The sequence below is a fragment of the Paenibacillus sp. PDC88 genome, assembly GCF_900106725.1.
In the GTDB taxonomy this organism is placed as follows: domain Bacteria; phylum Bacillota; class Bacilli; order Paenibacillales; family Paenibacillaceae; genus Paenibacillus; species Paenibacillus shunpengii.
The window spans coordinates 168940-182352 of sequence record NZ_FNNT01000006.1 but is presented as its reverse complement, the minus strand read 5'-3'; the positions used below and the strand labels follow the sequence as shown (position 1 = coordinate 182352).

The following is a 13413-nucleotide window of genomic DNA, read 5'->3' as shown; positions in this document are numbered from 1 at the left end:
TTGACCTAAGTTCGATTATTGCAGCTGTCACACTCACCGTTAAATTTCACACTTGTATAGGTGATTTCGGCTATTTGCCGCTCACATAGATTAACTGCCATATTCATACTTACATTCAAAAAAAAGAGGGGATCAGCATGAGTGAACCTGTACTTCGAATTGAGAATTTGAAGACATGCTTTATGACAAGCAAGGGGGAAGTGCCTGCTGTAGATGGCGTTGATCTTGCTCTCTATCCCGGTGAAGTTGTTGGTCTCGTCGGAGAGTCCGGCTGCGGGAAGAGCATCACCTCCTTATCGGTCCTCCGGCTTGTGCCAAGCCCTCCTGGAAAAATTGTGGAAGGAGCGATCTATCTCAAGGGGCGGGATCTTGTTCCGCTGAAGGAAAAGGAGATGTGCCGTATTCGCGGCAAGACCATCTCCATGATTTTCCAAGAGCCGATGACATCCTTGAATCCGCTCTTTACCATTGGGCAGCAGATGATGGAGACCCTTCGTCTTCATGAGCGTATCAGCCGCAAGGAGTCGATGCGTAAGGCGGTCAGTCTGCTGGCCGATGTCGGAATCTCCCGGCCTGACAAGGTTATCAGCCAGTATCCGCATGAATTATCCGGCGGTATGCGACAGCGGGTCATGATTGCGATGGCCATCTCCTGCAACCCGGAAGTGCTGATCGCAGATGAACCGACTACAGCTCTTGACGTGACGATCCAGGCCCAAATTCTCGATTTGCTTCGAGCGAGGAACAAGAAGCACGGTACGGCTGTGCTGATGATTACTCACGATCTCGGCGTCGTGGCTGAAATGTGTGATCGGGTTGCGGTCATGTATGCAGGCAAGGTGGTTGAGCAAGGGACTGTAAGGGACATTTTCAGCCGGCCTCAGCACCCGTACACGCAAGGCCTGATTCGCTCGGTTCCGCAGCTTGCTGATTCCCGCGACCGTTTATATTCCATCCCTGGACAAGTTCCTGTCATGAGCAGTCAGATGAAGGGGTGTCGGTTCGCTTCTCGATGTTCGTATGTCATGGGAATCTGTACGGAACAGCTGCCTGAGCTTACGGAACGAAGCACAGGTCATTACAGCCGCTGCTGGCTGGAGGAGCTTCCACGGGAGGATGCCATATGAAGGAGCCTTTGCTGAATGTCACCAGCTTGAAGAAGTACTATCCTATCCGCAGAGGCGTGCTCGGAAGATTCAGCAAGCATCAGGAGGTCGTGCGAGCTGTAGATGGCCTTTCCTTTGATGTGAACCGGGGAGAAACCTTTGGCATTGTAGGAGAAAGCGGCTGCGGCAAATCGACGGCCGGGCGCTCGCTGCTGCGTCTCATCGAACCTACGGAAGGCAGCATACGTTTTGACGGAGTCGAGCTGACAGAGCTGGGCGAGGAAGCGCTGCGGAAGAAGAGGAGAGAGATGCAGATCGTATTTCAGGATCCGTATTCTTCGCTTGATCCGCGTCATCCAGTGGGCCGAATTCTGGAGGAGCCGCTCAAGGTGCATGGGATTGGACAAGCTGCCGAGCGGAAAGAACGTGTGCGAGAGCTTATAGATGTCGTGGGGCTGAACCCGTCTCATATTCAGCGCTATCCTCATCAATTCTCAGGCGGCCAGCGGCAGCGAATCGGCATCGCGAGAGCACTTGCCCTGCAGCCGAAGCTTATTTTGCTCGATGAACCTGTATCCGCCCTTGATGTCTCGATTCAATCACAGGTCGTCAACCTGCTGCAGGATTTGCAGGAGCAGTTTGCGCTGACCTACATTTTTATAGCTCATGATCTTAGTGTAGTGAAGCATATCTGCGACAGAGTGGCTGTGATGTACTTGGGGCGGATCGTGGAACTTGCAGATAAGAAGGAGCTGTTTGACAATCCTCAGCATCCTTACACGAAGGCGCTTCTGTCATCTGTTCCGGAGCCCGACCCATTCGTGAAGAAGGAACGGATTGTGCTCACCGGGGAAGTGCCGAGCCCTTCGAATGCACCTCAAGGCTGTGCGTTCCATACCCGTTGTTCCTATGCTGTACCCGTATGCCGGGAAGAACGACCGGCTTTGCTTGAGACGGACAGCCGGCATTTTACGGCCTGCCACTTATATGTTGAATCCATTCAATCAGATACATAGGGGGAATTCGTAGATGAGAAGACGTAAGCATCAGCGAGTATTAGGGTTTGTATTTGCGGTCATGATCATGCTTGCAGGCTGCAGCGGAGGGGGAGGGGGCACCGCAGATCCAGGCAATTCAACAGAGCCGGAAGCATCCGAAGAAACACCGGCTGCTGAAGTGCAGACGGAGCTCGTGATGGGAAGAGGCGGCGATTCAGTAGCGCTCGATCCATCGATTGTCACGGATGGCGAATCACTGAAGATTACGCAGCAGATATTCGACACACTGCTCGGGTATAAACCGGGGACGACAGAGGTGGAAGGTGAGCTTGCCGAGAGCTGGGAAGTATCTACAGATGGACTCAAATATGTGTTCAACCTGAGACCGAATATTAAATTCCATGACGGTACAGAGTTTAATGCAGAGGCTGTTGTCTTCAACTTCACCCGCTGGAACGATCCGGATAGTGAGTTCAAATTCGAAGGTGATTCGTTTGATTACTATGACTCCATGTTTGGTCCGGAAGGAAGCCGGATCATCAAGGAAGTGAAGGCTGTAGACAATCTGACCGTTGAATTCACATTAAATAATCCACAAGCACCATTCCTCCAAAATATTGCGATGCCTTCCTTCGGGATGGCCAGCCCGGCAGCGATTCAGGAGAAGAAGGAGAACTTCAAGAGTGAGCCGGTAGGAACCGGACCCTTCGTCTTCAAGGAGTGGAAACGTAACGATTCCATCACCCTGGAGAAGAATGCCGAGTATTGGAAGGAGGGCCTTCCTAAGCTTGAAAGAGTCATTGTGCGCTCCATACCTGATAACACGGCGAGATTCAATGCCTTACAGAACGGTGAGATCGATCTGATGGAGGACTTGAGTCCAGATCACCTGACAACGCTTGAGAGCAACAGTGAGCTGCAGAAGATTGAACGCCCGCCCTTTAACGTAGCTTATCTGGGCTTTAACTTTAACAACGAGCCGTTTAACGATCCGAAGGTAAGAATAGCGCTGAGCCATGCGGTGAACAAGCAGGGAATTATCGATGCCTTCTTCTCCGGACAAGCGGTACCGGCCGTGAATCCGATGCCGCCGACCTTGTGGGGCTATAATGACGAGATTCAGGATTACGAATATGATCTGGAAAAAGCAAAGCAGCTGCTTGCTGAAGCCGGTTATCCTGATGGGCTGCCAGGCGAATACACCTTCTATGCGATGCCTGTTCCGCGTCCGTACATGCCGGATGGTAGAAAAGTGGCGGAAGTAATCCAGGCGGACTTTGAACAGATTGGCGTAAAGGTAAATATTGAGTCACCAGAATGGGCGACTTATCTTGATGACCTGCAGGCAGGAGAGAAGGAGGATATCTTCATGCTGGGCTGGACTGGAGATAACGGTGATCCGGATAACTTCATCTACACGCTTCTGGACAAGGACGCCATTCCAAGCAATAACTATACCTACTATTCAAGTGACGAGCTGCATACCATCCTGGTCGAAGCACAGCAGGAGACAGATCAGACCAAACGTGAAGAGCTGTACAAGCAGACTCAGGTTATCATCAAGGAGGATGCGCCATGGGTTCCTCTCGTGCATACGACACCGCTGCTTGCAGCCACAGCCAATCTTAAGGGACTCGTACTTGCGCCGACAGGCAATGAGTCGTATGAATCGATCTATTTTGAATGAGATATCGCCTGACACGATGAGATTTTTACAGCTCGAAGAAGTTCAAAAATAGCATAGCTGACGGCCGCAGTTTACTGCGGCTTGTTCTTCTTCTCTCTTTATACAACATTTAAATTGACTACAGGCAGGTGAGAGAAATCGGTACATATATTGTCAAAAGACTCTTAGTTCTTATTCCTGTGCTGCTGGGGATGACGATTATCGTATTCTCGATTATTCACGCGATCCCTGGAGACCCTGCGGAGACAATCCTCGGTGAGAAAGCGACAGAAGAATCCAAGCAGGCGCTGCGTGATCAATTGGGGCTCGATAAACCATGGCTAGAGCAATATTTTACGTACTTGAGTGAACTGGTACGAGGTGACCTTGGGGAATCCATCCGCACCAAAATTCCTATTGCCCAGGAAATTGTCCCTTATCTAATGGCGACGCTGGAGCTTGCTCTGGCAAGTATGATCTTCGCCGTCGTTATTGGAGTGAACGCAGGAATTATAAGTGCTTGGCGGCATAATTCTTGGTTTGACTATATCTGTATGGTCATTGCATTAGTAGGGGTATCCATGCCAATCTTCTGGCTTGGTCTGATGGAACAGTGGTTATTCGCTAACGAATTGAAATGGCTGCCTTCAAGCGGCCGCATGAATGTACGGGATCCCATCGAATCCGTTACCGGTCTAAATGTCGTTGATGCGATCATCGCCGGACGTTCTGATCAAATATGGACAGCAGTGAAGCATCTGATCCTGCCAAGTATCGCACTCGGAACGATTCCGATGGCGGTTATTGCCCGAATGACACGTTCCAGCATGCTTGAGGTTATGAGCTCCGATTATATTCGAACTGCGAGAGCGAAGGGCATGCGACAATTTTTTGTCGTTTACAAGCATGCATTAAAGAATGCCTTCATTCCTGTCCTGACAGTTATTGGCCTGCAAATGGGAATGCTGCTGGGCGGAGCTGTGCTGACAGAGACGATCTTTGCCTGGCCCGGTGTCGGGAGATACATCTATGATGCGATAAGCTTCCGGGATTATCCTGTCATACAATCCGGCATTCTGATCATCGCTTTTATCTACGTTCTAATCAATCTGATCGTTGATCTCTTGTATGCGGCGATTGATCCTCGAATTCAGTACAAATAGGAGGGACGGATATGGGACAAGTCAGTCTAGGCAGCGGTAAAGCCGGAGTTGATGCAGCAGAAGAAGTATCCGGTCCATGGAGTGAGGCTATTCGGGGAATTCTTCATCATAAAATGGCAGTAGCAGGGCTCATTATCCTAGTGTTCTTTATCGGCGTTGCGGTATTGGCCCCTCTGCTTACTCCCTATGATTATAAAGAGCAGGTGCTCGCTGATCGACTCAAGCCTCCATCTGCTGAGCATTGGTTTGGTACGGATGATCTGGGTCGTGATGTATTTACCCGTGTGGTGTACGGGGCACGCATTTCCTTATGGGTGGGCTTTGCGTCAGTTGTAGGCTCGATTGTAGTTGGGACGATGCTCGGCATCATTGCAGGATACTATGGAAGATGGCTGGATATGCTGATCTCCCGGCTGTTTGATATCCTGCTTGCCTTTCCAGGTATTCTGCTCGCGATCGCCATCGTTGCCATTCTGGGGCCTTCCTTATTCAATGCACTGGTAGCGATCGCCATCGTCAACATTCCGACCTATGGAAGACTGGTCAGGGCGAGAGTGCTCTCTTTGAAGCAGGAGGAGTACATTACTGCAGCGAAGTCGATTGGTATGAAAAATGGCAGCATCCTCTTAAGTCATGTCCTTCCAAACAGTCTCACTCCCATCATCGTGCAAGGCACGCTCGGGATTGGGACGGGGATTCTGGAAGCTGCCGCACTTGGATTTCTGGGAATGGGAGCCCAGCCTCCTTCTCCGGAGTGGGGGAAGATGCTGTCGGATTCGAGACAATTTATCCAGACCGCACCGTGGACTCTCATTTTTCCTGGCGTATCGATCATGCTGACGGTGCTTGGATTTAATCTATTGGGTGACGGGATGCGAGATATTCTCGATCCGAAGATGCGGAGATAGAGGGTGAGGGTACAGCGGGAAGAAAGTGGCTATGATACTTCTAATATAGGTAGCTGAGATAAGTCGCCTCTCATATAGAGATGCGGCTTATTCTTGTAATAATATAGTGGAAGAAGTGTAACTAGTGAAATGATACGCATTGGGGTTATACTGGATACAATTTCACAATAAGAATTCTGCACATCGAATAATGTTCAATTGTAGAATTCTTGGCATTGATTACAGCAGCTAAAGGCATTATGAAATGATTTAGGGTAATAAATAGAATGAAGAGATAGGATTCATTCTTATATAAGTGGAACGTTCAAATCATTGGAGGAGTTATATGGAGAAGCTGAGAGAACATAGACAATATGCTGAACTTAATAAATCGGAAGGATCAAGGGCGACGTATGAACGCGACTATTCCCGTTTGATCCATTCCCCAACCTTTAGAAGACTGCAGGGCAAATCTCAGGTGTTTGGAGCCGGAACAGGTGACTATTATCGGACACGGCTGACACATTCACTTGAGGTGGCCCAGATTGCGCGCGAAGCAGCCAAGAGTCTCTTAAGACGCTACCCCGATGTTGAAGAGCTTCGTGCCGACAATCCGGGACTTGTTATCGATCCCGAGGTCGTCGAATGCGCCTCGATCGCCCATGATTTTGGACATCCTCCGTTCGGTCATAAAGGGGAGGAAGTGCTGGGGAGCATTCTGAACGACTTGATTGAGGACAAGACCTTGTCGATCGTAGATCCGAGCGGAACAGGGAAATCCTCGAACCATCAGTATCGGACCGTAGAAGAGACGATGCGCCGGAAATACGAGCACTTTGAAGGGAATGCCCATAATTTCAGGCTGATCATGTTTCTGGAGAAGCGTGAGAATATAGACGGCCTTAATCTATCGGATGCGGTGCTCCTGGGCATCAATAAATATCCTTATCCCGGCACGGAGAACAGGAAGGGCATGTACCATCATGAATGGAGCTACATTAAGGAGATACGCAGCGAATGGGGCATACCCGCAGGCCAGAAGACTTTGGAAGCGCAGCTGATGGATCTATGTGATGACATTGCGTATTCCGCGCATGATCTGGAGGATGGAATCAAGGCTGGAAAGATTGAGGTGCATGAGCACTTCCTGCACGATCCTTATGTCAAAAGACTGATCGTAGACAAGATTATGACCTTGGATGACCCGTTCTGGATGGGATGGATGCCTGAGAAGATTGAGCCCAAAGTAGATGAGGTACTGAACGAATTCCTGCGGATCTGGAATGAGAAGCTTCCGGGCTGCGATCATGACTATTCCCGTACTCGGCGGGAGGTCAAAGCGTATTGGGTCAGCTTATTCGTAGCGGCTCTGGGAATTATTGATACGGGCGACTGGAAGAAGGTTACCTTTATAAAGGAAGGAAAGGAAGACCTCGACATGCTTCGTACCGTTAGTGTGCTGAAGAGCTTCGCGTGGGTGACGATGATCAAGGATCTGAGAGTCCAGCGCCTGCAAAAAAGAAGCGAGTGGATCATCCGCAGACTCTGGCATGCCTTCAATGATCCGGTTACTTCGAAGGCCATTATTCCAACCGACTGGCTGCAGCGTTATGAGAAGGATCAGGCTCGTCTGAGCCCGATATGGACCTGGGAGCATATGATTATTGATTACATTGCGGGGATGACGGATGCTTTTGCCGAGAAGATATATAACGAGCTCTATGGACTGAAGGTCGGCTCTATATATGACCTGGACTAAGCAGATAAGGAGATTACATCATGATGGAAACGAAGCGAATTGAACTCGGCATACTGGATCTTGTGCCAAGTCTCATGGACAGCCCGCCGGAAGAAGCCATCCGCAGATCGGTAGAGCTGGCAATGGAAGGGGATCGTCTCGGGTATGCAAGGTATTGGACCTCTGAGCATCACAATCTGCCAGGCGTTGAATCGGCAAGCCCGGAAGTGCTGCTATCCCATATCGGGGCCCGAACCCGCCAGATTAAGCTTGGTTCAGGAGCAGTACTCCTGCCCTATCATCATCCAATTCTAGTGGCAGAAAGATATAACCTGCTCTCTACCCTGTATCCTGGACGAATCGAGCTTGGCATTGGCCGTGCTCCCGGCGGATCTGCCCATCTATCGATGGCTCTGGCGGGCAATTTTCTGCAGAAGGTGGTGAATTATCCGGATCGGGTCAAGGAGCTTCAGCAGCTCCTTCAAGGGGAGTATACCTATGAAGGGGAAGTAGTGGCTGCGAAGCCAGTCCCGGTCAGGGGCCCCAGTCTGTGGATGCTTGGCACGAATGTGAAGAGTGCAGACTATGCTGCAAGTTTAGGAACAGGTTATGTATTTGGCCAATTTATGAGTGAGCACGACGGGGCGGAGATGATTGAGAGATATAAGGCAAATTTTGTTCCTTCCAAAAGCATGGTTAGACCTCAGGCCTTTATCGCAGTCAGTGTAATCTGTGCTCCAACGACGGAAGAAGCCCATTCCTGGAAGGAACAAGCTTCCGTCAAGCATCAGGAGAAGACATCTCCAGGTCTCCCTGCTGCTGAATATCCAGTCATTGTCGGGAACCCGGAGGAGGTAAGGGAAGAACTCATCAAGCTGAGTGAGCGTACACAATCCAGCAGCCTGCTGATCGCAACCCGTGCCGCCCGTTACGAGCAGAGGCTGGTGACATATCAATTGCTGGCGGAAGCAATGCAGCTCTCCTGATTAGGCAGACTATCATTCTCTATTGAAATAGCCATTGAATTGTACTTTTGCTATATAGCAAAAGAGAAGTAATTACATAGAATGGATAGTAAAAAGGAAGGAGTGATAGAATTATGCCGACTTTTGATCAGGTACTTGTAACGGGAAATCAAACGATTCTTGGTCAGCTTCAGGTTGTCGGAAACTCTACAATTGGAAATTTGGATATCGCCGGCAGTATGAGTATATGGGGCGGCGGCATGTTTGTAGATGATAATGCAACAATCCAAGGGAATTTGGGTGCAGGTCTAAATCTGAGCGCAGGCCAAAATGTGGTGGCTGGATCCCGGCTTATGTCCGTAGGAACACCTACGGTTCCTCCAGTAGCAGCTAGTACTGTCTCAACGCGGTTTTATCCTGCAACCTTACCGACGCAGCCCGGCCTCATGCTTAAGGGTACGGACGGCCTCAACTATATGATTATTGTGGATACCAGCAGTGGTCTCCCTACACTTGCGATTCATGGCGCATAATTCAGAAGCGCGGTTCTGACCGCCTCCAAATAGGCGAAGCCGTGATCTTTGTCCGGCTCTAGATAGGTCCCCTCCGCCCATTCATTCCACGCATTGACAAACAGAAATGAAGAGTTGTATACCTGAGCTGCCCGCTCTATTTGTCTAGTCAGATAGTAAGCAAATTTCTCCGGACTGGATCCGATGCAGCTCTGCCCGTGGTATCCTCTGCGCGGGGTATTATCCCAATTCACATAAGCACCAGGTATAATTTGCTCTCCGCTTCGATGAGGAGAACGGGACAAGATCATCTCCCAGGCACCATCATAGTCAAATACCAGGTGCTCGTTCTCCTTCTTTTTTATCTTGCTCCACAGGCCCTGCGTATGTGCATGCGCAAAGGTATAATGCGGCTCAAATTCAACACTCGCCTCAAATCCGGCTTGATTCGGAATATCAAACCCGCCCAGCGTCCTTACAAAATAGATGCCTTGAAGTCCATGCTGCACCGCAAGCCTGTTCCAGTATTCGAGCATTTCCTCACACCTTGGAATCAGACCCGGACGATAGATTACGAATAAGGGCTTATTCTCAATACGAATATACCTCTTGTCATTAAATGCTTTAAGCAGCTCAATGAAGTGTTCAGCCCAATCGGCTTCATCTCCATAATCTTGGGGCATGAGGATTTCATCATCACTGCCATCCCATCTGCGTGTCCACGGCTCATTGGCCCAGGAGAGACAGAAGGGGAAATCAGGAGTATCCGACTGAAGCAAGGCTTCAAGCGGTTTTTCGAGCAGCCGTTTTCCTTTGAACCAATAATGGTAATAGCAGAACCCATATATGCCATAATATCGGGCCAAGCTAGCCTGCCATTCCCGAACCGACGGGTCCATCAGATTATAGTAATAATCCTTTAGTGGCTCCTTTGGCTGTCGGTGATTTGGATACAGCGGACGTGCTTTTTGTGTATTCGTCCATTCGGTAAAGCCTTCTCCCCACCACAGATCATTCTCAGGGATTTGATGAAATTGAGGTAAATAATAAGCGATCAGCTTCATGCAGGGACACCACCTAATCCTGAGTATGGTTAGCTAGCTAATAGAATAGATTGTTTAACTGCGGGATTAGTTCATAGCAGACTGTAGATTAGCTTCATAGCAGACTGTAGAAAGGAATAGTCGTATTTGCTGCTATAGAGAGCTCTTGAAGCAACCATTCTTTTTCGATCCGTGTTCTCGCTGTAGTATTGGAGCTTGGAGCCAAGCTGTTCGGGGTTGCTGAAGATGACAACATCCTCGCCAGGCTTCATCAGCTCGTGAATATCCGGAGAGTTCTCCACTATTTGAAATACCCCGCACGCTGCGATCTCATACAATGGACGACGTGCAGCATCCCAATGAACGATCATGTTGGCTCCGTTATAGTACGCACTGAGCATCATCTCGCTATCGGGCTGACAAATCTCAATCTGATCCACAGATTCCCAGTTTCGACCTAACGCTCGGATCTTCTTACCCTCACATCGCTGGCGGATGACATGAACATAGAGGAGACGTTCCTCTGAATAATCTCCAACAATGAGGAGATCGGAATGGAAATGGGGCTGTGGCTGATGAGGCTTGTAAACTAACGGATCCGCACTATATGGCATAACGACAATGTGTTTATAACCGTATTTCTCATATACAGGAAGATGCAGCATGTTCTGTGTGATGACAAGGTCCCAGTCATGGTATGCAAAAGCGATATTCTCGCAAGGCTCATAAGGATCATTCAACCAGATGGCTGTTTTTGTATGAATTGATTGTGATAGGAGTTCAGGCGTAATGAATTGTGCAGCTTGATTGCCGATACATAGTAAGAGATCTGGCTTATAAGTCGACAGACTATCTTGAAGATTCTCATTGATCTTGAGAATGATGACTTCTTTGACCAGCATGCGCAGCGAGTCTGCAATCTGGCTTTCCATTGACGGAGTAAACTGTTCTGTCAACGGAATCAGGAGTGCGAGCCGCATGGATTTGGCGTTTCTGGGATCATGGGTCTGGACGTCTGGCACAGGCTGACGCTGATGCGATAACCAACTTCGGTTTGGCTGTAGTGATAAATCCTCTTGAGCAGTTTCCATCCGGGAAGGACGCATGACTATTGGGGCTGCCGGTGTGGCATTGGCTGAGGCTCTGAATTTGGATTTGTGTTGGAGTTTGTCGTGAAGTGTACTCTGAAGTTTGTCTTGAGCGCTCTCCTGGGTTTTATTTTTGAATCTGCCTGGAGACTTACTCTGGGATTTACTTAGTGGCTTACTTAAAGATTTACTCTGTCTCTTATTAGAAGGGATCTGATTACGCCCAGTAGTAGTGCTTCGGATTTCCGATTTTTTTTCTTTTTTTCTCATAGTTGACCCGATCCTTAATCGTCAGATTTATTCTAGTCTATGATGTCAGCCCCGTTTGTTTCAGGACAATTACCTAAGTGTTGATAAAAAGGGCGTTCGAAACAATTTGAAATATACATAGTGGTCAAATCTTATCATTTGTAAGCTGATTACCGAAATAATAGTAGGAGAGAATCCATTTCATCGTTTAAGTGTCTTATGGAATGGCTTCAGACTACAATACAAAGAGCTTTGTATAGCTGCACAGGGGGAGAACAGGTGTTTAAATTAAAGAGTATCAGGCAAAGAATATCGGTTGTCATGGTACCGCTGCTTATCTATGTCGTCGCAATTGGGGTCATTACTTTAACACTGCTCGGAACGATGGAAAAGAACACGACGAGCATTACGAGAAACTGGATGCCGTCCATTAGCAAGATCGACGATCTGATCTTCACGACTGAACATATTCAATCCTTAAGCTACAGTTACTTCTTGGCGTCCGTCTCCGATCAGGAGAGCAAAGCGGCTATTGCCAAGGAACGTACGGATTACATACGACAGCTGACCGCTGTTCGTCAGGCATACGACTCGCTGATTGCAACAGATACAGAAAGGCAATATTATAACGCCTTCTCTGCAGCTTGGGAGGAATACTTCAAGATCAACACTTCAGCGATGAATCAAAGTGATGCGAATGATATTGAGCTGGCTTATGAAGTGCTCATGAAGGGCAAGGCTTCATTCGACAAAATGCAAAGTGAGCTGATGTCTTTATCCGCTTTTATTCAAGAAGAAGCAGATCGGTCCGCCCAAGAGCTTGAGGATAGTGCGAGAACGTCAGAAATTGTACTCTTTATCGGGATTGCCTTTATTGTGGTGATGACGATCATCAGTACTTTTGCGCTGATCAAGACATTGGTTAAGCCGATCAAGCAGATTGAGAACAATGTCAAAGAGATAGCCGCAGGTAATCTGTCTGTGGAGGATATCGAACGTGATATGGAGGATGAGCTGACTACACTTGGACAAGGAATTAACCAAATGAAGTCGAGTCTAATTCAGATTGTGAATCGAATTAAGAGCTCTTCAGAGATCATTGGTGAGCAGAGCACTCATCTGGCAGCCACATCCGAAGAGGTGAAGATTGGCAGTCAGCAGATTGCCTTATCGATGGAGGAATCAGCCAAAGCGGTGGAAAGTCAGGCAGAAACAGCACAGTCTTCTGCAAGAACCGTTGAGCGGTTGAACGAGCATATTCAGGACCATGCAGCCAAAGGAGAACAGCTTAGAGGGATGTCGGAGCGAGTACTTGAACAAGGTACACTGGGTAAAGAAACAATGAGTCAGTCCATTGCACAGATGAGACAAATCGCAAGTCGGGTATCCATCTCCATGGAGCAGGTGAATAAGCTGGATCAATCTAACGAGAACATTTACCAGCTGCTGCATGTCATTCGTGATATTGCCAAACAGACAAACCTTCTGTCCTTGAATGCTTCGATTGAGGCCGCGAGAGCGGGTGAACATGGGAAAGGCTTTGCTGTCGTAGCTGAAGAGGTACGCACACTCTCGGATGATGTTTCACAGGCAGTAGGTCAAATCAATGAGCTGACGGAAACAATTCAGCAGGAATCTAAGTCGGTCGTTCAATCGCTGCAAAGCGGTGTAGAAGAGACGAGAAGAGGAACGGCACAGATGGAAGCCGTAAATGAAGCCTTCAACCAGATTACGAGCTCAGTGCATCAGATGGTGGAGGTCATTCAAGAGATTTCTAATGGCCTGTCTGAAATGGAAGATCTCAGTGGACAAATGAACGATTTCAGCCAGCTGATCTCTGCGATATCTCAGCAATCCGCAGCCAGTGTGGAGGAAGTGTCTGCTTCTGCAGAAGAACAGTCGGGTTCCCTTGAAGGTGTGGCAGAGAATATCCAGCAGCTTAAGAAGCTGTCAGAAGAACTGCTCGCTTCGGTATCGGCGCTTCGAGTATAATAGGAG

11 protein-coding genes are annotated in these 13413 nt (G+C 48.6%); 9 read left to right on the top strand and 2 right to left on the bottom strand.

The annotated features are described in order from the left end of the window. Positions 1-137: 137 nt before the first annotated feature. The 8 genes from BLW49_RS18755 to BLW49_RS18720 all read left to right on the top strand — a co-directional run bounded on the left by BLW49_RS18755 (position 138) and on the right by BLW49_RS18720 (position 9056). Complete coding sequence (locus tag BLW49_RS18755) at positions 138-1127, top strand: ABC transporter ATP-binding protein (protein WP_090726144.1); 990 nt, start codon at positions 138-140, stop codon at positions 1125-1127. Beyond that, positions 1124-2122 carry an ABC transporter ATP-binding protein gene (locus BLW49_RS18750; RefSeq protein WP_090726142.1) on the top strand — a complete coding sequence of 333 codons (999 nt, stop codon included), beginning with the start codon at positions 1124-1126 and terminating at the stop codon, positions 2120-2122. The genes BLW49_RS18755 and BLW49_RS18750 overlap by 4 nt, the downstream gene beginning before the upstream one ends. A 13-nt stretch (positions 2123-2135) precedes the next feature. Continuing rightward, positions 2136-3791 (top strand): ABC transporter substrate-binding protein, encoded by a 1656-nt coding sequence (locus BLW49_RS18745; protein WP_090726140.1) that lies wholly within the window; start codon positions 2136-2138, stop codon positions 3789-3791. A gap of 137 nt (positions 3792-3928) precedes the next feature. Continuing rightward, a complete protein-coding gene (locus tag BLW49_RS18740; RefSeq protein ID WP_090726386.1) occupies positions 3929-4933 on the top strand; it encodes an ABC transporter permease in 1005 nt (334 codons plus the stop codon). Positions 4934-4944: 11 nt separating this feature from the next. Then, on the top strand, positions 4945-5841 hold the full coding sequence (nikC, locus tag BLW49_RS18735; protein ID WP_090726138.1) for a nickel transporter permease: 897 nt from the start codon (positions 4945-4947) through the stop codon (positions 5839-5841). 325 nt (positions 5842-6166) lie between these two features. After that, on the top strand, positions 6167-7579 hold the full coding sequence (locus BLW49_RS18730) for a deoxyguanosinetriphosphate triphosphohydrolase family protein (RefSeq protein ID WP_047912221.1): 1413 nt from the start codon (positions 6167-6169) through the stop codon (positions 7577-7579). Positions 7580-7599: 20 nt separating this feature from the next. Further along, positions 7600-8544 carry an MsnO8 family LLM class oxidoreductase gene (locus BLW49_RS18725; protein ID WP_371264585.1) on the top strand — a complete coding sequence of 315 codons (945 nt, stop codon included), beginning with the start codon at positions 7600-7602 and terminating at the stop codon, positions 8542-8544. Between the two features lie 113 nt (positions 8545-8657). Beyond that, positions 8658-9056 carry a hypothetical protein gene (locus BLW49_RS18720; RefSeq protein ID WP_076312048.1) on the top strand — a complete coding sequence of 133 codons (399 nt, stop codon included), beginning with the start codon at positions 8658-8660 and terminating at the stop codon, positions 9054-9056. On the opposite strand, the gene BLW49_RS18715 is transcribed toward BLW49_RS18720, so the two are convergent. Together BLW49_RS18715 and BLW49_RS18710 are read right to left on the bottom strand one after the other, a co-directional pair. Continuing rightward, entirely contained in the window at positions 9044-10099 is a 1056-nt protein-coding gene (locus BLW49_RS18715) for a glycosyltransferase WbsX family protein (protein WP_090726136.1), read from the bottom strand. The genes BLW49_RS18720 and BLW49_RS18715 overlap by 13 nt on opposite strands. 71 nt (positions 10100-10170) lie before the next feature. Next, the gene (locus tag BLW49_RS18710) at positions 10171-11436 is read right to left on the bottom strand and encodes a glycosyltransferase family protein (RefSeq protein ID WP_090726134.1); all 1266 of its coding nucleotides are present in this window, start codon (positions 11434-11436) and stop codon (positions 10171-10173) included. Between the two features lie 258 nt (positions 11437-11694). Between BLW49_RS18710 and BLW49_RS18705 the strand changes: the two genes are divergently transcribed. After that, complete coding sequence (locus BLW49_RS18705; protein ID WP_177178790.1) at positions 11695-13407, top strand: methyl-accepting chemotaxis protein; 1713 nt, start codon at positions 11695-11697, stop codon at positions 13405-13407. Positions 13408-13413 lie beyond the last annotated feature (6 nt).

Bases quoted from the DNA above. Each gene is read 5' to 3' on its own strand.
- BLW49_RS18755 (WP_090726144.1), top strand. From the start codon at position 138: ATGAGTGAACCTGTACTTCGAATTGAGAATTTGAAGACATGCTTTATG.
- BLW49_RS18750 (WP_090726142.1), top strand. From the start codon at position 1,124: ATGAAGGAGCCTTTGCTGAATGTCACCAGCTTGAAGAAGTACTATCCT.
- BLW49_RS18745 (WP_090726140.1), top strand. From the start codon at position 2,136: ATGAGAAGACGTAAGCATCAGCGAGTATTAGGGTTTGTATTTGCGGTC.
- nikC (WP_090726138.1), top strand. From the start codon at position 4,945: ATGGGACAAGTCAGTCTAGGCAGCGGTAAAGCCGGAGTTGATGCAGCA.
- BLW49_RS18730 (WP_047912221.1), top strand. From the start codon at position 6,167: ATGGAGAAGCTGAGAGAACATAGACAATATGCTGAACTTAATAAATCG.
- BLW49_RS18725 (WP_371264585.1), top strand. From the start codon at position 7,600: ATGATGGAAACGAAGCGAATTGAACTCGGCATACTGGATCTTGTGCCA.
- BLW49_RS18720 (WP_076312048.1), top strand. From the start codon at position 8,658: ATGCCGACTTTTGATCAGGTACTTGTAACGGGAAATCAAACGATTCTT.
- BLW49_RS18715 (WP_090726136.1), bottom strand. From the start codon at position 10,099: ATGAAGCTGATCGCTTATTATTTACCTCAATTTCATCAAATCCCTGAG.
- BLW49_RS18710 (WP_090726134.1), bottom strand. From the start codon at position 11,436: ATGAGAAAAAAAGAAAAAAAATCGGAAATCCGAAGCACTACTACTGGG.